The sequence below is a fragment of the Brevundimonas sp. genome (assembly GCF_965279155.1).
Taxonomy (GTDB): Bacteria; Pseudomonadota; Alphaproteobacteria; order Caulobacterales; family Caulobacteraceae; genus Brevundimonas.
On the sequence record NZ_OZ257138.1, the window covers coordinates 2,860,237 to 2,880,816 of the forward strand.

Here is a 20,580-nt window from a genome sequence, read left to right on the forward strand (position 1 = left end):
TCGCGTTTCGACCTGCGACGACAGTGTTCGCGCGATGCGAAAAGCAGTGCTAGCCCTGTCGCATGACACGTTCTCGCTTCGCCGCCTTCTTCACCTCGCTCAGCTTCTTCGTCATCGCCGCGCTCGTCGCGGGCGTGCTCGTGGGGGCCTTGGCCCAGGGGGCGCATGCGGCCTGGCTGACCGGGGCGCTGGGGGTGGTCGAAAGCCTGGGCCAGGTCTGGCTGAATGCGCTGCGCATGACCGTCATCCCCTTGGTGTTCAGCCTGCTTGTGACCGGCATCGTCTCCATCGCCGACGCCGCCGCGACGGGGCGGATCGCTGTGCGGTCGCTGGTGGTGTTCGGCGTGCTGCTGATCGGGGCCACTGTCTATGCGATCCTGGCGGGGCTGGGCCTGCTGGCGGTCTGGCCCATCGACCCGGAGGCGGGCAGGGGGCTGCTGGCGGGGGTGACGACCGATTCGCTGGCGACCGTGGGCGAGGCGGCGCGCACCGACGGCCTGCGCGCCTTCCTGGCCAGTCTGGCGCCCGCCAATGTGATCAAGGCGGCGGCCGATGACGGCGTGCTGGCGGTCGTGGTGTTCGCCGTCGCCTTCGGTTTCGCCGCGACCCGGATCAAGACGGAGCTGCGCCGGCCGCTGGCGGGCTTCTTCGAGGCGGTGGCCGAGACCATGGTGGTGATCGTCCACTGGGTGCTGCTGGCCGCGCCGTTCGGCGTGTTCGCCCTGGCGTTGGGCGTCGGCCTGCGAGCCGGGCTGGGGGTGGCGGGAACGCTGGCCCACTATGTCGCCATCGTCTGCCTCAGCCAGATCGGCCTGATCCTGATCATCTATGTCGTCGCCATCGTCTGGGGACGGATTTCGCTGGCCCGGTTCGCCCGCGCCGTGGCCCCGGCCCAGGTCGTCGCCGTCTCGACCCAGTCTTCGCTCGCCAGCCTGCCGGTCATGATCGAGCGGGCGCGCGACTGGCTCGGCGTGCCCCAGGCCTCGGCGGGTCTGGTCCTGCCGCTGGCGGTGGCGGTGTTCCGCATCACCAGTCCGGTCGCGAACCTGGCGGTCTGCCTCTATGTGGCGCAGCTGCACGGGGTCGAACTGAGCCTCGGCGTACTGATCGCGGGCGGTCTGACGGCCATCGCCGTGTCCATCGCCTCGGTCGGTCTGCCGGGCCAGGTCAGCTTCTTCGCCGCCATCGGCCCCATCTGCCTGGCCATGGGCCTGCCGCTGGGGGTGCTGCCGCTGTTGCTGGCGGTCGAGGTCATCCCTGACATCTTCCGCACCGTCGGCAACGTCACCGCCGACCTGGCCGCGACACGGATCGTGGCGGGCAAGGACGATCCCGCTACAGAATGACCCAGGCGGCGCCGGCCGCCAGCAGGATCAGGTGGACGACGACGACCAGGCCGAACTGCGTCCTGAACGGCTCCTTGCGCGTCTTGTGGCGCAGCAGATGCTGACCCATCCAAGCGCCCAGGCCGCCGATCAGACCGAACATAAGCAGGGTCGCCTCGGGCGTGCGCCACAGACCGGCGCGCGCCTTCTGCTTGTCCCAAGCGAAGGCGGCGAAGCCCAAGACTTCGGCGATCAGGATCGCGATCAGGGCGAGGTCGAGATTTGAGATCGGCATGTCCCTGGCTTTCGGCCGCTACGCGTTCGCAGCGTGCGGCCGAAAGCCGGAGATTTCGTCAACGTCAGGCGTAGTCCTGGATCGGGCGGACATTTAGGTCGCCGGCCTTGATGGCGCCGATGGCCTGGGCGGCGGCCAGGGCGCCGGCTGTGGTGGTGTAGTAGGGGATCTTCATCATCAGGGCGGTGCGGCGCAGGCTGAAGCTGTCCTGCAGCGATTGCTTGCCCGAGGTGGTGTTGAAGACCAGGTGGACCTCGCCGTTCTTCATGGCGTCCACGATGTGCGGACGGCCCTCCAGCACCTTCTTGACCAGGCCGACCTCCAGCCCCTGTTCGACCAGGTAGCTGTGGGTGCCGCCGGTGGCGATCAGGGTGAAGCCTTCGGCCAGCAACGTCCTGGCTGCATCGACGATAAAGGCCTTGTCCTCGTCCTTGACCGAGATGAAGGCGCAGCCCGAGGTCGGCAGGGTGACGCCGCCGCCGATCTGGGACTTGGCGAAGGCGCGGGCGAAGGCGGGGGCCATGTCGGCCTCGCCTTCACGCTTCCAGTCCAGGCCCATGACCTCTCCGGTCGAACGCATTTCCGGGCCCAGGATGGTGTCGACCCCGGCGAAGCGGGCGAACGGGAAGACCGCTTCCTTGACCGCGATATGGTCGTAGGGCTTGTCCGTCAGGCCGAAGGATTTCAGCGGCACGCCGGCCATGACTTTGGCGGCGATCGAGGCGATCGGCTGGCCGATGGTCTTGGCCACGAAGGGCGCCGTGCGGGACGCGCGCGGGTTGACCTCCAGCACGAAGATGCGGGGATTCTCGCTGTGCGGCTCTTCAATCGCGAACTGCACGTTCATCAGGCCGCGCACCTTCAGGGCCTTGGCCATTTCGGTGGTCTGGCGCTTCAACTCGGCCACCGTCTCGGCCGAGAGGGACCAGGGCGGCATGGAGCAGGCGCTGTCGCCCGAGTGGACGCCGGCTTCCTCGATATGTTCCAGCACGCCGGCGACGAAGACGGTCTCGTCGTCGCACAGGGCGTCCACGTCCACCTCGGTCGCGCGGTTCAGATAGTGGTCGATCAGGACGGGGTCCGAACCCGAGACGCGCATGGCCTCATGGACGTAGCGGTCCAGCTGCTCGCGGTCATGGACGATCATCATGCCGCGTCCGCCCAGGACGTAGGACGGGCGTAGCACGACGGGATAGCCGACCTCTTCCGCCTTCTGCGCGGCTTCTTCCGCCGAACGAGCCAGGCCGTTGGGCGGTTGGCGCAGGCCGATGCCTTCAAGCATCTGCTGGAAGCGCTCGCGGTCCTCGGCCAAGTCGATGGAGTCGACGGACGTGCCCAGCACCGGGATGCCGTCTTCTTGCAGCGCATGGGCCAGCTTCAGCGGAGTCTGGCCGCCGAACTGGACGACGCAGCCGATCAGGTCGCCATTCGAACGCTCGACCTCGATCAGCTCCAGCACGTCCTCTTCCGTCAGCGGCTCGAAATACAGGCGGTCGGAGGTGTCGTAGTCGGTCGAGACGGTCTCGGGGTTGCAGTTGACCATGATGCTTTCGACGCCGATGTCGTCGAAGGCGAAGGCCGCGTGGCAGCAGCAGTAGTCGAACTCGATTCCCTGGCCGATCCGGTTCGGACCGCCGCCCAGGATGATGGCCTTCTTCTTGTTCGTGGGCTCGGACTCGCACTCGGGGATCTGGCCCAGGGCGCCGGTCTCATAGGTCGAATACATATAGGCGGTGGCCGACGCGAACTCGGCCGCGCAGGTGTCGATCCGCTTGAATACCGGGCGCACGTTCAGGCCGCGACGGGCGGTGCGGACGGCCTTTTCGGTCGCGCCGGTCAGCTGGGCCAGGCGGGCGTCGGCGAAGCCCTTGGCCTTCAGGCGGCGGAACTCGGTCGGGTCGGTCGGCAGGCCCTTGACCCGGATGTGGCCTTCCTCGCGCACGATGTCGGCGATCTGGCGCAGGAACCAGGGCTCGTAGGAACAGGCGGCGTTGACCTCTTCCACCGTCAGGCCGTGGCGGAAGGCCTGGGCGATGACGCGGATGCGGTCGGGGGTGGGGATGCCCAGGGCGCGAACGACGGCGCCGCGTGCAGTCGCATCGTCCTCCGCTCCGGCCACGCCTTCGATCTCGATCTCGTCGAAGCCGGACAGGCCGGTCTCAAGCCCGCGCAGGGCCTTCTGCATCGATTCCTGGAAGGTGCGGCCGATGGCCATGACCTCGCCCACCGACTTCATCGAGGTGCCCAGCAGGGGCTCCGAGCCCGGATATTTCTCGAAGGCGAAACGGGGGATCTTGGTGACGACATAGTCGATGCTCGGCTCGAACGACGCCGGCGTGACCTGGGTGATGTCGTTGGTCAGTTCGTCCAGGGTGTAGCCGACGGCCAGACGCGCGGCGACCTTGGCGATGGGGAAGCCGGTGGCCTTGGACGCCAGCGCGGACGAGCGCGACACGCGCGGGTTCATCTCGATCACCAGCATCCGGCCGTCGGCGGGGTTGATGGCCCACTGGACGTTCGATCCGCCGGTCTCGACGCCGATCTCGCGCAGGACGTTGATCGAGCCGGTCCGCATCCGCTGATATTCCTTGTCGGTCAGCGTGAGGGCGGGGGCGACGGTGATGCTGTCGCCCGTGTGGACGCCCATCGGGTCGATGTTCTCGATGGAGCAGATGATGATGCAGTTGTCCGCCGTGTCGCGGACGACCTCCATCTCGTATTCCTTCCAGCCCAGCACCGATTCCTCGATCAGGACTTCGGTCGTTGGCGACAGGTCCAGGCCGCGCAGCACGATCTCCTCGAACTCCTCGCGGTTGAAGGCGATGCCGCCGCCGGTGCCGGCCAGGGTGAAGGATGGGCGGACGACGGCGGGCAGGCCGACGAACTCCAGCCCCTCCAGCGCCTCTTGCATCGAATGGGCGGCCTTGGAGCGGGGCGATTCCAGACCCAGCTTGTCCATGGCGTCGCGGAATTTCTGGCGATCCTCGGCCTTGTCGATCACGTCGGCCTTCGCGCCGATCATCTCGACGCCGTACTTCTTCAGCGCGCCCGAGGCGTCCAGGGCCAGGGCGGTGTTCAGAGCCGTCTGGCCGCCCATGGTGGGCAGCAGGGCGTCGGGGCGTTCCTTGGCGATGATCTTCTCGACCATCTCGGGCGTGATCGGCTCGATATAGGTGGCGTCGGCCACCTCCGGGTCCGTCATGATGGTGGCGGGGTTCGAGTTGACCAGAATGACCCGATACCCTTCCGCCTTCAGCGCCTTGCAGGCCTGAACGCCGGAATAGTCGAACTCGCACGCCTGGCCGATGACGATCGGGCCGGCGCCGATGATGAGGATGGACTTTATGTCTGTGCGCTTGGGCATCGCCAGCTCTTCTTCTTATTGAACGCTAATGGGTCACGACCGCGCAGTCCCAGCCGTCGTAGTCCAGCTGAAACGCTGCGGCCCAGGTCTGCATCATGGCGGAGGTCGCAGCGAACGACGCCTCGTCCACCGCCATGGTGGTCTCTAGTGTGGTGGAATCGTCTGCGCCGCCGGTCAGGAAGCCGGCGCGACGCGCGACCTCGTTCAGGTCGCCGTGGTCGCCTTCGCCATAGAAGTAGAATCGCGTGTGACGCGGGGTCACGCCGCTGTCACCCTGTTCGGCCAGCGCCGCGCGCACCATGGCGTCGCGTTCGTCATGACTGATGTCCGAGGCGTCCAAGGGGCTGCGTCGTCCTTACGTTCTCTACGCGCGCGAGAAGTCCCCGCAGAGCCTGGCCCTGCGACGCTCACGTCTGCTTGTCGGTTAAGCGGCCCGTTTAGAGAGGGAGGGGCGAGGGGGCAACCCGAAACATCAAGCGGCGCCATATCGCCAGGGTTCGTGCGCGATGTGGACATAAAGACGCCACGAAGTAGCGCGCGCATCAAAAGATCATCGTTATGAGTGATCATTTGTGACCGTTATGTTGCCTGATGGTCACATTCAGGGCTTGGATGAGGCGATGCAAAGGCTCTAGGGTCCGCCACCCAAACTCGCGTTCCCCCGCGCGAGTATTAATGCTGCAGCTTGTTCAAGGTTGCCGCTTGATGACTTTGAGAGGTCTCGTTTTGACGTATCGTCGTTCTCGTTTGCTGGCCGGCAGCATGCTATCGGCATTTGGTCTAATGGCCGCGCTTCCCGCCGTTGCTCAACAAACGCCGGTCAATCAGGAAGCCACCACGGTTGACGAGATCGTGGTCACCGGATCGCGCATTCCGCGTCCGAACCTGGAACAGCCGACCCCCGTTTCGACGGTGTCGCGCGAGGCTATCGATAACGCCGGCACGCAGAACCTGGGCGACATCCTGGCCCAGCTGCCCGCGCTGAGCGCGAACGCGACGGTTCGCGGCAACTCCGACAGCTTCAGCACCGACGGCGGCCTGAACTTCGCCAACCTGCGCAGCCTGGGTGCCTCGCGCACCCTGACCCTGGTGGACGGCAAGCGCCACGTCGGCGGCGACGCCGGCAGCGCGGCCGTCGACCTCAACGCCGTTCCGGCCGCCCTGGTGGAGCGTGTCGAAGTCATCACCGGCGGCGCCTCGGCCGTCTATGGCTCGGACGCCGTCAGCGGCGTGGTCAACATCATCCTGAAGGACGACTACGAAGGCGGCGAGATGACCGCCCAGTACGGCGGCGCCCAGTCGGGCGACGGCAAGGCATGGTCGGTCAACGGCGTCTATGGCCGCAACTTCATGGACGGTCGCCTCAACCTGACGGCGACGGCCTTCTATGATCACTCCGACCAGGTTCTTGCGTCCGACATCAAGGCGATCAAGAACTGGGGCACCATCTTGAACCCTGACGACACCGGTCCGAACGACGGCATTCCGAACCGTTTCCTGGTTCCCAATGTGCTGACGGACTACTTGGACGAGAACGGCGTCATCTTCGACGCCAATACTCAACAGATCATCAGCGCCTTCACCCGTGATGGCCGGCCGGTGCCGCAGCAACCGCGCCTTGGTGAAAACAGCTTCGCCTTCGGCCAGTTCGCCGACTGCGAAACCTGCGCCTCGCTGGATGACTATGTCGTTCTGGTGCCCAAGACGGACCGCTATGGCGCGAACTTCCGGGGTCGTTTCGACATCACGGACAGTGTCACGGCCTATGTCGACGCCAAATATGTGCGTTCGGAGATCGAAGACTACGCCCAGCCGTCCTTCACCTTCGGCGAATACCTGATCGAGGCCGACAACGCCTTCATCACGCCCGAGATCGCCAGCGTCGTCGCCGGCCGCGACATCACCTTCGGCCGCTTCAACGAGGACATCGGCGTCCGCACCACCGACATCACCCGCGAGACCTATCGCGGCGTCGCCGGACTGAAGGGCAAGTTCGAGACCGGCCTGGCCGATTTCAACTGGGATTTGTCGTACAACTACGGTGAGACCCAGAACACCTTCAAGGGCACGGGCAACACCATCCCCGGCAACTACGCCGCCGCCATCGACGCCGTTCGTGCGCCGGATGGCTCCATCCAGTGCCGCGTCAACGTTCCCTCGGCTCAAGGTGCGGATTATGAAGCGCCGGCTGGCATGACCGGCGACGCCTGCGTGCCGTTCAACGTGTTCGGCCGTCAGAACAGCGCTGCGGCGATCGACTATGTCAGCCACGACTCGATCCGCACCCACACCATCACCCAGGAAGTGGTCTCGGGCCTGTTCAACTTCGACACTTCGAAGTTCTTCAACCTGCCGGGCGGCCCGCTGGCCTTCGCCGGCGGCTTCGAATACCGCAAGGAAACCAGCGAGAACATCAACGACCCGTTCGTGAAGTCGGGTCTGTCGGAAACGGCGGCGCAGCCTGACGCCTACGGCGAATTCGACGTCACCGAAGGCTTCCTGGAGTTCAACGCGCCGCTGCTGGCCGACATGCCGTTCGCCTATCGTCTGTCGATCGACGGCGCCTATCGCTACGCCGACTATTCGACCGTCGGCGGCGCAGAGGCCTGGAAGGTCGGCGGCGTCTATGCGCCGGTTCGCGACATCACCTTCCGTGGCACCTATTCGCGCGCCGTTCGTGCGCCGAACATCACCGAGGCCTTCCTGCCGGCGACGGCAGGCTTCTTCTCGGTCACCGACCCCTGCGACGTCGACAACATCCAGCTTGACCCGGATCGCGTCGCCAACTGCGCCGCAGGGGGCGTGCCGACGGGCTTCAACTCGAACACCAATGCGTCGATCGAGGGTGTTTCCAGCGGCAACCCCAACCTGGACGCCGAAGAAGCGGAAAGCTGGACGGCGGGCGTCGTGCTTCAGCCGCGTTGGATGCCGGGCTTCAGCTTCACGGCGGACTACTATGATATCCAGATCGATAATGCGATCGCACTGATCGGCGCTCAGGACATCATCGACAACTGCTACGACGCCAGCGGCGGGCTGGACGGCAACTTCTGCTCGCTGTTCACGCGCGGCGCCGATGGCAACATCGACTCGGTCTCCACGACCTTCGTGAACGCCGCCGCCCTGACGACCAAGGGCTGGGACTTCGAGGTGGCCTACACCAAGAACTTGGAGCAACTGGCCGAGGATCATCCGCAGATGTTCGGCGGCCTGCGCGGTCGCATCACGGCCCAGCTGACGGCGAACTATCTCGAAGAGCTGAACTTCTTCGCCTTCGCCGATCGTCCTGACGAGATCGACAACAACAAAGGCGAGATCGGCAATCCCGAATGGTCGTTCAAGTCGCGCGTCGGCTACGTCAACGGTCCGCTGTCCCTGAGCTGGGAAGCGGCCTTCCAGGACGAGGTCGCCCGTTTCGAAACCACCCCGACCCCGGGCGTCAGCGGACCGGAACGCGTCTTCCCCTCATACGTCCGGGCCCAGATGTACCATGACTTCACCGTCCGGTACGCCTTCGACAACGTGCCCTATACGCGCGGGTTCGAAGTGTTCGGCGGCGTCAAGAACGCCTTCGACAACACCCTGCCTTACGGCCTGAGCGGCAACGGCGAATCGTCGGCCTACGACCTCTATGGTCGTCAGTTCTTCGGCGGCATCCGCGCCCGCTTCTAGGCGCAAGCCAAGCCTGAAATGGAAAGGGCGGCTCGAAAGAGCCGCCCTTTTTCTATGCGTCGATGGCTGCGATCCAGTCGGGCAGTTCGCTGATGCAGGCCAGCGAGACGTAGCGCGGCTCGTCCACCGGGGCGTCGGCCAATTCGTGGGCCCAGGTGACGTGATAAGGGATGTGGACGCCGAAGGCGCCGGCGGCGATGGCGGGAAGGACGTCGGACTTCATGGAGTTGCCGGCCATGACGGCCTCGGCCGGGCCGGTGCCGTGGCGGGTGAAGACGCGGTCGTAGGTGGCGCGGTCCTTTTCGGAGACGATCTCGACGGCGCTGAACCGTTCGCCCAGGCCGGAGGCGGCCAGCTTGCGTTCCTGGTCCAGCAGGTCGCCCTTGGTGATCAGGACCAGGCGGTATTTTTCGGACAGTTCGGCGACGACCTCGTCCACGCCGGGCAGGGTCTCGACCGGATGGGCCAGCATCTCGCGGCCGGCGGCCAGGATCTCGCGCACGACGTGGGGCGGGGCCTCGCCGTTCGTCAGCTCCATCGCCGTCTCGATCATCGACAGGGTGAAGCCCTTCACGCCGTAACCATAGAGGCGCAGGTTGCGTTGTTCGGTCTCGGCGAGACGCGCCTCGATGGTCGGTTCGTCGCCGTGGTCGGCCAGAAGATCGATGAACCGCGCATGGGTCAGGCGGAAGATCGTCTCGTTGTGCCAGAGGGTGTCGTCGGCATCGAGGCCGACCGTGGTGATGCTCATGCCGCGCCCCTATCATGGGACGAACGAGGAGGGGAGACGCGATGAACGGATCGGCAGTGGTGATCGGGGCGACGGGCGGGATCGGCCGGGCGATGGTCGAACGGATCGTGAGCGGCGGGGCGTTCGAGACGGTCTGGGCCGTGTCGCGGTCGGGCGCGGATGTGGCGGGCGCGCAAGGCCTGGCCGCCGATCTGGAGGACGAGGCTGGGCTGGTCCACGCCGCCGAGCGGATCGGCCAGGGGCCGGCGCCGACCCTGATCGTGCTGGCGACCGGCGTGCTGCACGACGGGTTTCAGCCGGAACGCAGTCTGCGTCAGCTCGATGCCGATCATATGCTGCGGGATTACCGAATCAATGCGGTCGGGCCGGCGCTGGCGGCCAAGCACCTGCTGCCGTTGATGCCGCGGGATCGGCGGGCGGTGTTCGCGGCCCTGTCGGCGCGGGTGGGGTCGATTTCCGACAACCGGATGGGCGGCTGGCACGCCTATCGCGCGTCCAAGGCGGCGCTGAACATGATCCTGCGCAATCTGGCGATCGAGATGGCGCGCAGCCATCCTCAGGCGGTGATCGCCGGCCTGCATCCCGGCACGGTGGACACGGGCCTGAGCGCGCCGTTCCAGAAGGGGGTGGCCGAGACGCGGCTGTTCACCGCCGAGCATTCCGCCGAGCGGCTGCTGGCGGTGCTGTCGGGCCTGACGCCGGCCGACAGCGGCGGGGTCTTCGCCTGGGACGGGGCGCGGGTAGCGGAATAACGCGCAGTCGTGACTTGAGCGAAAGGGGCGTCTGGCGTCAGATGTCCTCCATGCGCGTCAGAGTTTCCGTCCGGCTTTTCAGCCTCTTGTTGCTCGGCCTGCCGTTAGGCGCCCCGGCCGTGGCCATGCCGGCCGGCGCCCTGTCCATCCAGTCCATAGCGGCGGCGCAGACGCGAGACCGCGTGCGGCTGAATCAGCGGGTGTTCGACCGGGTGTGGAGCGAGGTCCGGCGCGGCTATTACGACCCGACCCTGCACGGCGTGGACTGGAACGCGGCGCGGGCGCAGTTTCGGCCCCAGGCCCTGGCGGCGACAGACGAGCGGGGGCTGTACCGGGTCATCAACGAAATGCTGGACCTGCTGGACGACGGCCATGCCGCCGCCAGCCCCCCGGCCGCCGTGCGCCGCCAGGAGGCCCAGTTCGCGCGGCGGGCCGTGATGGGCCTGACACTGATGCGGGGCGAGACGCCCGACGACTGGACCGTCGAACGCATTCGGCCCGGTTCGCCGGCCGAGGAGGCGGGGGTGCAGCTGGGCTGGTCGTTGAACTCGGTCGATGGTCGGACCTGGGGGCCGGATGTCGAGACGCACGAAGGACAGCCGGTGCGACTGGTCCTGACGGACGAGACAGGCCAGCGGCACGAGACCGCCCTGACGCCGCGCGTGATGGACGCAGTCGAGCCGTTCACGGCGGACAAGTCGCGGCCGGGCGTGCTGGTCCTGCGTGTCGAGCAGTTCGACAAGGGGCTGGGCGCGTGGATGGGCAGCGAGCTGGAAGGTTTGCCGGCCGATGTCGATGTGGTGCTGGACCTGCGCGGCAATCCGGGTGGTCGTTTGATGGAGGCGGAGTCTGTCCTGACCTGTTTCCTGCCCGCCAATCAGGCCTGGGCCACGCGGAGGGGACGCAGCGGCCGGGCGGTAGTGCTGCGGGCGGCGGGCGACTGTGGCGACCGACGCGATCCCTTGGCCAATGACGTCGCGGTGCTGGTGGACCAGGGCAGTCGTAGCGCGGCGGAACTGACGCCGGCGGCCCTGCAGGAGGCGCGGCGTGGGATCGTGGTCGGCGAGAAGACAGGGGGATCGGTCCTGATCGCCCAGGAGACCAACCTTCCGGACGGGGGCAAGCTGACGCTCAGTCGGGCGGACTTTGTGACTTCGGGCGGCACGCGGCTGGAGAAGCATGGGGTGACGCCGGACATTGCGGCGCCGCGCACCGTGGCCCAGCGTCGCGCGGGCGACGACCCCACGCTGGAGGCCGCTATCGCCGCGCTTCAGGCGGAGGATCGGGCTCGGACCGATGTCCCCGCCAGCGGTCTTTAAAGCGGTCTTTGTCCCAGTTGATGCGGGCATGGAAGGCGTTCATCACAACGGGCACGACGAGATCACCGAGGACACGACGTGATCGAACACGCGTTGACTTCCTGTTCCCATGTCCATGCCGTCAATCAATCTGCGGCTTCGCCGCCGCAGGCATCGAGACGTTCTGAACCGGCATCGCTCCGTTGTGTTCGTTGAGACCTCGTTGTGGCCGCTGTGATGACCGCTTTGTCTGACTTCCGCTGATAAGTTGACCGGTCCAACCCAGCCGTCGAATGCTTCAGATCAGCAGCATTTGAAGCCGCCGGCGCCGCCGAAGCGGCGCTGTTCGTGCAGGCGGAAGAAGGCGGTTTTGTCCAGAGGCGGCTGATCCGGATGGGTCGCCGTCGCGTGGGCGACATAGGCGTCATAGTCCGGCTGGCCGATCATGGCGCCCGCCGTGCGCCTGACGCCGCGACCCCACCGCAGGGCGGTGTCGCGGCACAGGCAGAGCAGGTCGTCCTGGGTCTGAGGACTAGGCACGGGCGATGTCCGCCGCTTCGTCGGCCGGGGTCAGGTCGTGCGCTTCGGGATATTCGCGCACGGTCGGCCGGTTGTTGCGGTAGGCCTTGCGGCACGCCAGCACGCCGTAGATCACCATGGTGACGACCACGAACAGGAAGCCCGCCGTCAGGACCGAGTTGACGTAGTCGTTGACGATGATCCGGTGCATGTCGCCGACGCTCTTGGCCGGGGCGATCAGTTCGCCGGCGCCCAGGGCCTCCTGATACTTGCGGGCGTGGGCCAGGAAGCCGATGCGAACCTCGGGGTGTAACAGCTTCTGCAAGCCCGCCGTCAGGGTGCAGATCAGCAGCCAGATCGCCGGGACGATCGTGACCCAGGCGTATCTCTCGCGCTTCATCTTGAACAGGACGACGGTGCCCAGGATCAGGGCGACGGCGGCCAGCATCTGGTTGGCGATGCCGAACAGGGGCCACAGGCTGTTGATGCCGCCCAGCGGATCGACCACGCCGGTGTAGAGGAAATACCCCCACAGACCGACCGTCAGGGCCGTGGCGACGACGTTGGCGCCCCATGACTTGGTCTCGCGCATCTTGGGCACGGCGACGCCCAGCAGGTCCTGGATCATGAAGCGGCAGACGCGGGTGCCGGCGTCGACGGTGGTCAGGATGAACAGGGCCTCGAACAGGATGGCGAAGTGATACCAGAAGGCCATCATGGCCTTGCCGCCGATGACGCTGGACAGGATGTGCGCCATGCCGACGGCCAGGGTCGGGGCGCCGCCCGCGCGAGACAGGATCGAGTTCTCGCCCACGTCGCGGGCCAGTTGCTCAAGCTCTCCAGGCGTGATGTGGAAGCCCCATTGGGCGACTGCGGCGGCGGCCGAGACCGCATCGTTGCCGATGATGGCGACCGGGCTGTTCATGGCGAAATAGACCGCCGGGTCCAGAACCGTGGCGGCGATCAGGGCCATGACGGCGACGAAGCTTTCGCACAGCATGGCGCCATAGCCGATCAGCGGGATCTGGTTCTCGTTCTCCAGCAGCTTGGGCGTGGTGCCCGACGAGATCAGGGCGTGGAAGCCGGAGACGGCGCCGCAGGCGATGGTGATGAACAGGAAGGGGAACAGGGCGCCGGCGAAGACCGGGCCGGTGCCGTCGATGAAGGGGGTGACGGCCGGCATCTGCAGGTGCGGACGCACGATGATTATGCCGATGGCCAGGGCCACGATCGCGCCGATCTTCAGGAAGGTCGACAGATAGTCGCGCGGCGCCAGCAGCAGCCAGACCGGAATGACCGAGGCGATGAAGCCATAGATCATCATCAGGATGGCCAGGGTCGGGCCGGTCAGGGTGAAGGCCGGACCCCAGAACGGATCAGCCGCGACATGGCCGCCGCCGATGATGGCCAGGATCAGCAGGACGACCCCGATGACCGAGATCTCGCCCACGCGGCCGGGCCGCAGATAGCGGGTGTACAGGCCCATGAAGATGGCGATGGGGATGGTGGCGGCGACGGTGAAGGTGCCCCACGGGCTTTCCGCCAGGGCCTTGACCACGACCAGGGCCAGAACGGCCAGGATGATGACCATGATCATCAGCACGCCGACCTGGGCGATGATGCCGGGGATGGTGCCCATTTCGGTGCGGATCATATCTCCGAGGGATTTGCCGTCGCGACGCGTGGACATGAACAGGACGATCATGTCCTGCACCGCGCCCGCCAGAACCACACCGACCAGGATCCACAGCACGCCGGGCAGATAGCCCATCTGTGCGGCCAGCACCGGCCCGACCAGCGGCCCCGCGCCGGCGATGGCGGCGAAGTGGTGGCCGAACAGGACGTTGCGGGGCGTCGGCACATAGTCCAGCCCGTCATTGCGGCGCATGGCCGGCGTCAGACGCGCGGGGTCCAGCTTCAGCACCTTGTTGGCCAGGAAGCGGGCGTAGAACCGATAGGCGATGGCGTAGGTGCAGACGGCGGCGACCACCATCCAGACCGCGCTGATGCTCTCGCCCTGATGCAGGGCGATGATGCCGAGGGACACGGCCCCCAGTATGGCGATGGCGCCGAAAATTATGGGTGTGCTGAGTTTGCCCACGACAGATCCCTCCCGGCCGGCAGACTGCGGCCCTCGCCCTTGGTTTGCACCACAATGCGGGACAAGGCCAATCGACTAAAGTCGTAGAAATGCAGTATCAGACGTCTCCTCCCTGCGGAGCGGGGAGGTGGCGCGGCGCGCCTTCGCACCGTGACGGAGGGGTTCTGCACCGCATCACAGGCGTCTGTGGGACTTCAAGAGCCCCTCCACCACGCTACGCGCGGTCCTCCTCCCCGCAAAGCGGGGAGGAGACGATGGTGCTAAGCCCGAACCACCTTCACCCGCCCGGCCGCTTCGCGCGCGCGTTCGCGGGCTTCCTCGACATCGGCGCCGCGGGCGGTGGCGACGCCCATGCGGCGGCGGTCGAAGGCTTCGGGCTTGCCGAACAGGCGCAGGTCGGCGGTGGGGACGGACAGGGCCTCTGCGACACCCTCGAACGCCACGCCCTGCGCCTCTATGCCGCCGTAGATGACGGCGCTGGCGGCGGGTTCGCGCAGGGTCACGTCGACGGGCAGGCCCATGATGGCGCGGGCGTGGAGGGCGAACTCGCTCATGGTCTGGCTGGCCAGGGTGACCAGGCCGGTGTCGTGGGGGCGGGGCGAGACCTCGGAGAACCAGACCTGGTCGCCCTTGACGAACAGTTCGACGCCGAAGACGCCGAGACCGCCCAGGGCGTCCGTGACCTTGCCGGCGATGTCTTGCGAGGCGGCCAGGGCGGCGGGGCTCATGGCCTGGGGCTGCCAGCTTTCGACATAGTCGCCCTTGACCTGGCGGTGGCCGATGGGGGCGCAGAAATCCGTGCGGGTCGAGCCGTCGGCGGCGCGCGAGCGGACGGTCAGCAGGGTGATCTCGAAATCGAAGTCGATACGGCCTTCGACGATGACGCGGGCGCCGGCGACGCGGCCGCTGTCTTGGGCGTAGGTCCAGGCGTCGGCGATTTCATCGGGGCTTTCGACGAAGGATTGCCCCTTGCCGGACGAGGACATGACCGGTTTGACGAAACAGGGATAGCCGACGGTTTCGGCGCCGGCGGCCAGTTCCTCGGCCGAACCGGCGAATGCGTAGGGGCTGGCAGGCAGGCCCAGCTCTTCGGCGGCCAGGCGGCGGATGCCCTCGCGGTTCATGGTCAACTGGACGGCGCGGGCGGTGGGGATGACCACGGCCAGGCCGGCGGCCTCGATATCGGCCAGGACCTCGGTGGCGATGGCTTCGATCTCGGGCACGATGAAGTGCGGGGCCTCGGCCAGGATCAGGCCGTTCAGCACCTGAGGATCGGTCATCGGGATGACGTGGCTGCGGTGGGCGACCTGCATGGCGGGGGCGTTGGGATAGCGATCCACGGCGATGACCTCGACGCCGAGGCGTTGCAGCTCGATGGCGACCTCCTTGCCCAGTTCGCCCGCGCCCAGCAGCATGACGCGGACGGCGGTGTCGGAAAGCGGGGTGCCGAGTTTCATGGCGTCAGGCTCCGGTAGCGGGTTCGATCAGGTCCCAGGCGTTGCCGTAGAGGTCTTCGAAGACCACCACCTTGCCATAGGTCTCATGTCGCGGGGTTTCGCGGAAGTGGACGCCGGCGGCAAGCCAGGCGGCGTGATCGCGGATCAGGTCGTCGGTTTCGAGGAACAGCCAGACCCGGCCGCCGGCCTGGTTTCCGACCTGGGCCGTCTGGGCGTCGGTCGTGGCGCGGGCCAGCAGCAGGCTGGTTTCGCCGCCTTTGGGGGTGACGCGCACCCAGCGTTTGCCGCCGCCCATGTCGGTGTCTTCGCTGAGGTCGAAGCCCAGCTTGCCGACATAGAAGGCGATGGCCGCGTCATAGTCGTGGACCAAGAGGCTGACGGCGCCGATACGGCTCATTTCGCGGGCTCCGCATAGAGGTGGCGGAAGGCGTCCAGAGCGGCGCCGTGATAGATGGTGGCGTGGCTCTCGGTCGGGCGGGGGGTGAAGCTCCAGCTCAGGCCGGGCAGGGCGTAGTCGCGCAGATTGGCGGTCAGGACGTCCATCGGGGCCTGCATCTCGGGGCCTTCGTCGCCCAGAGTCAGGATCAAGGTGCGGGGGTCGTTCGACTGGTCACGCAGACGGGCGCCGGACTGGCGCGCAAGCTCGCCGCCGTCCCACCACAGGCTGGGGCTGACGGCGACATAGGCGTCGAACATCTGGGGTTCCTTCAGGAAGGTCTCGACCACGAACAGGCCGGCCAGGGACTCGCCCATCAGCGCGGTCTCGCCGCTGGTGCGGAAGCGGTTTTCGATGAAGGGCTGGACCTCCTCGGCCACGAAACGGCGGAAGCGATCCGAATGGCCCTGGGTCGGATAGCGGGCGATCAGGTCGGGATCGGTGGTGGGCAGGGCCAGCTCGTTGCGGCGATCGACCGAGGCGATCCCGACCACGATCACGTCCCGGGTCGTGCCGGCGACGGTCCCGAGCTGGGCGAGGCCCGAGATGTGGTGAAAGTCCTGATCCTGACCGCCGTCCAGCACATAGAGGAGGGGGTAGGTCCGGCCGCTGTCGGCATAGCCGGGCGGGAGCCAGACGTTGATCTCGCGGGTCGCGCCCATAATCGCAGAGGGAAGGGCGTAGGAGCGGCCGATCACGATGGGGGTTTCGGCGATGGGCGGCGTTTGGGCTTTCGCGAAGGGGACCGCCAGGCTGAGGGCCAGGCCAATACTCAGCAGCAGACCGCGAACCGAAATCATCGACATCTCCACAAGCCTTCCCTCTCCCGTTGGGAGAGGGCTTGAGCGCACGGCGGCGAAGCCGTCGTTCTTGCGCGAAAGGGTGAGGGGCTACGCTGTGCGACGCGATCAGCACCGTAACCCCTCATCCGGCCCTTCGGGCCACCTTCTCCCTCAGGGAGAAGGGCGGGTTCTTAAAGCCGCGCCTTGACCGCCGCGACGATCGCCTCGGCGGTGATGCCGAACTTCTCGTACAGGACTTCGGCTGGCGCGCTCGCGCCGAAGCCGGTCATGCCGATGAAGGCGCCGTCTTCGCCGATGAAGCCTTCCCAGCCCTGTTTGATGGCGGCCTCGACGGCGACACGAACTGTGCCGCGACCGATGACCGAGGCCTGGTAGGCGGCGTCCTGCTGCTCGAACAGTTCGAAACAGGGGACGGAGACGACGCGGGTCGGAACGCCTTCGGATTCAAGGGTCTCGGCGGCCTTGAGGGCCAGGGCCAGTTCCGTGCCGGTGCCGAACAGGGTGACCTTGGCTTCAGCCGAGGCCGCCTTGATCTCATAGGCGCCCTTGGCCGACAGGTTCTCGGTCGAGGCGACGGTGCGGACGGCCGGGGTCTTCTGGCGCGACAGAGCCATGGCCGAGGGGGCGGTCTTCGTCTCCAGCGCGATCTTCCAGCATTCCATTGCCTCGACCGTGTCGGCGGGGCGGAAGACCAGAAGGTTGGGGATGGCGCGCAGGGCGGCCAGGTGTTCAACCGGCTGGTGCGTCGGGCCGTCTTCGCCCAGGCCGATGGAGTCGTGCGTCAGGACGTGGATGGCGCGGACCCCCATCAGGGCGCCCAGACGGATGGCCGGGCGGCTGTAGTCCGAGAAGACCATGAAGGTGCCGGCATAGGGGATGACCCCGCCGTGCAGGGCCAGGCCGTTCATGGCGGCGGCCATGCCGAACTCGCGGATGCCCCAGTTGACGTAACGGCCCTCATACGACGGCGCGTCCAGGATCGGCGTGCCGGCGACGAAGGTGTTGTTCGAGCCGGTCAGGTCGGCCGAGCCGCCGACCAGTTCGGGGATGGCGGCGAAGACCTGGTCCAGGGCGGCGCCCGAGGACTGGCGCGTGGCCTGGGCCGGCTGGGTCTCGATCAGTTCGGCGATCTTGGCGTTCAGGGCGTCGAAGGCGGCCTCGGGCAAGTCGCCCTTCATGGCGCGGGTGAAGTCGGCGGCCTGGCCGGAGGCGGCGAGGCGGGCTTCCCACTTCTTGCGGTCCTTCGATCCGCGACGTCCGACCTTGTGCCAGGCGTCGGCGATGGTCTGAGGCATTTCGAAGGGTTCGTGATCCCAGGCCAGGCCCAGGCGGGTGGCGGCGATCTCGGCGGCGCCCAGGGCCGCGCCGTGGGTCTTGTGGCTGCCTTCCATGGTGGCGGCGCCCTTGCCGATCTTGGTCTTGCAGGCGATCAGCGTCGGCTTGTCCTGACGCGTGGCCCACTTCATGGCGGCCTTGATGGCGTTCATGTCGTGGCCGTCGATGGCCTTGACCGCCCAGCCGGCGGCCTTGAAGCGGGCCTTCTGGTCGGTGGTGTCCGACAGGGAGACCTTGCCGTCGATGGTGATCTCGTTGTCGTCCCACAGGACGTGCAGCTTGTTCAGCTTGTAGCGGCCGGCCAGGGCGATGGCTTCCTGCGACACGCCTTCCATCAGGCAGCCGTCGCCGGCGATGACCCAGGTGCGGTGATCGACCAGGTCGTCGCCGTATTTGGCGGCGAGATGACGCTCGGCCATCGCAAAGCCGATCGAGGTCGCCAGGCCCTGACCCAGCGGGCCGGTGGTGACCTCGACGCCGGGCATGTGACCGTATTCCGGGTGGCCTGCGGTTTTGGAACCCCACTGGCGGAAGTTGGACAGTTCTTCCTTGGTCGCGGCCTTGTAGCCGGTCAGGTGCAGCAGGGCGTAGATCAGCATCGAACCGTGACCGGCCGACAGGATGAAGCGGTCGCGGTCGGCCCAGTCGGGGCGGCTCGCGTCGAACTTCAGGAAGCGGCTGAACAGCACCGTGGCGACGTCGGCCATGCCCATCGGCATGCCGGGGTGGCCGGACTTGGCCTTCTCGACGCCGTCCATGGCGAGGACGCGGATGGCGTTCGCCATCTGCTCGGGCGTGGCCTTTGGTGCGGTTTTGGCTTCGGTCACGGTGGAGACCTCTGTTGGGAAGGCGGAAAAAGGGGGCGCGCCGCTTTACCCCGACGCGTCCTCGGGTTCTATACGCAATTTGAAGGAGCGACCGATGGCAGACGCCACCACGGCCGCACGGGCGCGTATCGACCGCGCCCTGGCCGAACTGGAACGCAAGATCCTGGAGCTGAAGGCGCGCCCCGCCTCGGCGCCCGCGATTGCGGACGACGACCTGTTCGCGCCCCGTTCTTCGGATTCGGGGGCCAGCGATCAGCGCGTCGCCGAGTTGGAGGCCGCAGGACGCGAGGCCTCCGACGCCCTGGCCCGCGCGGCAGAGGCCGTGCGCGGCGTGTTGGCGCAAAGCGAGGCCGGCTGATGGCGACGGTGACGGTCGAGGTCAACGGGCGGCCATATGCGGTGGGTTGCGCCGACGGGCAGGAAGAGCGGGTCCGCATCCTGGCCAAACAGTTCGACAACCAGGTGCGCCAGGTGGCCCAGGACGTGGGTCATGTCGGCGACCTGCGGCTGTTCCTGATGTCCGCCCTGATCCTGGCTGACGAGCTGCATGAGGCGCGCCTGAACGGCGGCAAGGCGGGACCGTCCACCCTGGCCCCGGCCCCGGCCTCGACGGACGGCGTCGCCGAGGCGCTGAACGCGGTCGCCGCCCGGATCGAAAAGATCGCCCAGGGTATCTGATCAAAGATTCGACGCAGGCTGGCGCAAGGCCGAGCAAGGGCCTATCTTGATCAACGGCGGGTCTTGCTGCGGCCCACGTCGAAGGCATACATTTCCTCGCGACCTTAATTCACTCAAAGGGATCTGTCCCTGTCCGGGCTCGAGGGCCTGGGCATATGGAGCCCACCTGGCTACCCAGGTTCGAGAGGATTTAAACGCCCTTCACGGTTCTTGCGGCGCCGCCAACCTCTCTCTTTTTTTGTGCTACCGCTCGCCGCGCGGCGGCTCCCTGCTTGAGCACGTTTGTGCGCTATCGTTCGCCGGCCGGCGGCGGTCGGTCCGCGAGTGAGCGCGTTTTTGCTGTTGCGTGCGCGTCGCCTTGGTTCGCTAGGCTCGGCGCGTTGGTAGGGGTGGCCGAATGATCCAGGACAAGCATGAGCTCCGGTCCACCGCGCGGGCGCTTCGCAAGCGGCTGGCCGAGATCGATCCGCTAGCGGCGTCGCGTGCGGCGGATCATGCGGACGCCCTGCCGCCCGCCGAGATCGTTGCCCTCTATCGCGCCATGGGGTCCGAACTGGATACCGACGCCCTGGCCGTGGCGCTGGAGGCCGCCGGCCGCCGGTTGTGCCTGCCGGTGGTGGTCCAGCGCGACGCCCCCATGGAGTTTCGCGCCTGGTCGCCGGGAGAACCGCTGGAACTGGACGCCGCCGGATGTCCCGCGCCCCTGCCGCTGGCGCAAGTCGTCACGCCCGATCTGATCCTGACGCCCCTGCTAGCCTTTGACGATCAGGGCGGGCGCTTGGGCCAGGGCGGCGGCTATTACGACCGCACCTTCGCCGCTCGCCCGGACGCGCTGCGCATCGGCTTCGCCTATGTCGGCCAGAAGGTCGAGCGGCTGGCGCTGGAACCGCACGATGTCCGACTGCATGGGGTTCTGACCGAGGCGGGCTATGTGTCGTTTAATGGGATATGCCATTGACATATCCGG

Annotated in this window: 17 protein-coding genes and 1 other RNA gene; 8 read left to right on the forward strand and 10 right to left on the reverse strand. The window is 67.0% G+C overall.

Features of this window, described 5'->3' with window-relative positions; genetic code table 11:
- Positions 1 to 62: 62 nt before the first annotated feature.
- Positions 63 to 1,346 carry a dicarboxylate/amino acid:cation symporter gene (locus ACQY72_RS13755; protein WP_428154236.1) on the forward strand — a complete coding sequence of 428 codons (1,284 nt, stop codon included), beginning with the start codon at positions 63 to 65 and terminating at the stop codon, positions 1,344 to 1,346.
- Here the strand turns inward: ACQY72_RS13755 and ACQY72_RS13760 are convergent.
- The 3 genes from ACQY72_RS13760 to ACQY72_RS13770 form a co-directional block, all read right to left on the reverse strand.
- Positions 1,336 to 1,620, reverse strand: coding sequence for a DUF1294 domain-containing protein (locus ACQY72_RS13760; protein ID WP_428154238.1), 285 nt, complete (start codon positions 1,618 to 1,620; stop codon positions 1,336 to 1,338). The genes ACQY72_RS13755 and ACQY72_RS13760 overlap by 11 nt on opposite strands.
- A 64-nt stretch (positions 1,621 to 1,684) precedes the next feature.
- Complete coding sequence (carB, locus tag ACQY72_RS13765) at positions 1,685 to 4,984, reverse strand: carbamoyl-phosphate synthase large subunit (protein WP_428154239.1); 3,300 nt, start codon at positions 4,982 to 4,984, stop codon at positions 1,685 to 1,687.
- A gap of 25 nt (positions 4,985 to 5,009) precedes the next feature.
- Entirely contained in the window at positions 5,010 to 5,324 is a 315-nt protein-coding gene (locus ACQY72_RS13770) for a hypothetical protein (RefSeq protein WP_236547491.1), read from the reverse strand.
- Positions 5,325 to 5,767: 443 nt separating this feature from the next.
- Here ACQY72_RS13770 and ACQY72_RS13775 point away from each other — a divergent pair, with 443 nt between their 5' ends.
- Entirely contained in the window at positions 5,768 to 8,656 is a 2,889-nt protein-coding gene (locus ACQY72_RS13775; RefSeq protein WP_428154241.1) for a TonB-dependent receptor plug domain-containing protein, read from the forward strand.
- 52 nt (positions 8,657 to 8,708) lie between these two features.
- Here ACQY72_RS13775 and ACQY72_RS13780 read toward each other — a convergent pair whose 3' ends face one another.
- Positions 8,709 to 9,407 carry an HAD family hydrolase gene (locus ACQY72_RS13780; RefSeq protein ID WP_428154242.1) on the reverse strand — a complete coding sequence of 233 codons (699 nt, stop codon included), beginning with the start codon at positions 9,405 to 9,407 and terminating at the stop codon, positions 8,709 to 8,711.
- A gap of 41 nt (positions 9,408 to 9,448) precedes the next feature.
- On the opposite strand from ACQY72_RS13780, the gene ACQY72_RS13785 reads away from it, so the two are divergent.
- Together ACQY72_RS13785 and ACQY72_RS13790 are read left to right on the forward strand one after the other, a co-directional pair.
- Positions 9,449 to 10,159: an SDR family NAD(P)-dependent oxidoreductase gene (locus ACQY72_RS13785; protein ID WP_428154244.1), complete on the forward strand. Its 711-nt coding sequence runs from the start codon at positions 9,449 to 9,451 to the stop codon at positions 10,157 to 10,159.
- A gap of 125 nt (positions 10,160 to 10,284) precedes the next feature.
- Positions 10,285 to 11,478 carry a S41 family peptidase gene (locus ACQY72_RS13790; RefSeq protein WP_428156715.1) on the forward strand — a complete coding sequence of 398 codons (1,194 nt, stop codon included), beginning with the start codon at positions 10,285 to 10,287 and terminating at the stop codon, positions 11,476 to 11,478.
- A 282-nt stretch (positions 11,479 to 11,760) separates the two neighbouring features.
- On the opposite strand, the gene ACQY72_RS13795 is transcribed toward ACQY72_RS13790, so the two are convergent.
- The 6 genes from ACQY72_RS13795 to tkt all read right to left on the reverse strand — a co-directional run bounded on the left by ACQY72_RS13795 (position 11,761) and on the right by tkt (position 18,935).
- Positions 11,761 to 11,997: a YbdD/YjiX family protein gene (locus ACQY72_RS13795; protein ID WP_428154245.1), complete on the reverse strand. Its 237-nt coding sequence runs from the start codon at positions 11,995 to 11,997 to the stop codon at positions 11,761 to 11,763.
- A complete protein-coding gene (locus ACQY72_RS13800) occupies positions 11,990 to 14,077 on the reverse strand; it encodes a carbon starvation CstA family protein (protein ID WP_428154247.1) in 2,088 nt (695 codons plus the stop codon). Before ACQY72_RS13800 ends, ACQY72_RS13795 begins: the two co-directional genes overlap by 8 nt.
- Before the next feature lie 260 nt (positions 14,078 to 14,337).
- Positions 14,338 to 15,534: a formate-dependent phosphoribosylglycinamide formyltransferase gene (gene purT / locus ACQY72_RS13805; RefSeq protein WP_428154249.1), complete on the reverse strand. Its 1,197-nt coding sequence runs from the start codon at positions 15,532 to 15,534 to the stop codon at positions 14,338 to 14,340.
- Positions 15,535 to 15,538: 4 nt separating this feature from the next.
- A complete protein-coding gene (locus ACQY72_RS13810) occupies positions 15,539 to 15,931 on the reverse strand; it encodes a VOC family protein (protein ID WP_428154251.1) in 393 nt (130 codons plus the stop codon).
- Positions 15,928 to 16,770, reverse strand: a complete 843-nt coding sequence (locus tag ACQY72_RS13815) for an alpha/beta hydrolase (protein WP_428154252.1) — start codon at positions 16,768 to 16,770, stop codon at positions 15,928 to 15,930. The genes ACQY72_RS13810 and ACQY72_RS13815 overlap by 4 nt, the downstream gene beginning before the upstream one ends.
- Before the next feature lie 173 nt (positions 16,771 to 16,943).
- Positions 16,944 to 18,935, reverse strand: coding sequence for a transketolase (tkt, locus tag ACQY72_RS13820; protein ID WP_428154254.1), 1,992 nt, complete (start codon positions 18,933 to 18,935; stop codon positions 16,944 to 16,946).
- A gap of 94 nt (positions 18,936 to 19,029) precedes the next feature.
- On the opposite strand from tkt, the gene ACQY72_RS13825 reads away from it, so the two are divergent.
- The 4 genes from ACQY72_RS13825 (at position 19,030) to ACQY72_RS13840 (ending at position 20,571) form a co-directional block, all read left to right on the forward strand.
- Positions 19,030 to 19,293 (forward strand): hypothetical protein, encoded by a 264-nt coding sequence (locus ACQY72_RS13825; protein WP_428154256.1) that lies wholly within the window; start codon positions 19,030 to 19,032, stop codon positions 19,291 to 19,293.
- Positions 19,293 to 19,613: a cell division protein ZapA gene (locus ACQY72_RS13830; protein ID WP_135194907.1), complete on the forward strand. Its 321-nt coding sequence runs from the start codon at positions 19,293 to 19,295 to the stop codon at positions 19,611 to 19,613. Before ACQY72_RS13825 ends, ACQY72_RS13830 begins: the two co-directional genes overlap by 1 nt.
- 60 nt (positions 19,614 to 19,673) lie before the next feature.
- Positions 19,674 to 19,836: non-coding RNA, 6S RNA (gene ssrS / locus ACQY72_RS13835), on the forward strand.
- A 174-nt stretch (positions 19,837 to 20,010) separates the two neighbouring features.
- Entirely contained in the window at positions 20,011 to 20,571 is a 561-nt protein-coding gene (locus tag ACQY72_RS13840; RefSeq protein WP_428154258.1) for a 5-formyltetrahydrofolate cyclo-ligase, read from the forward strand.
- The last annotated feature ends 9 nt before the right edge of the window (positions 20,572 to 20,580 follow it).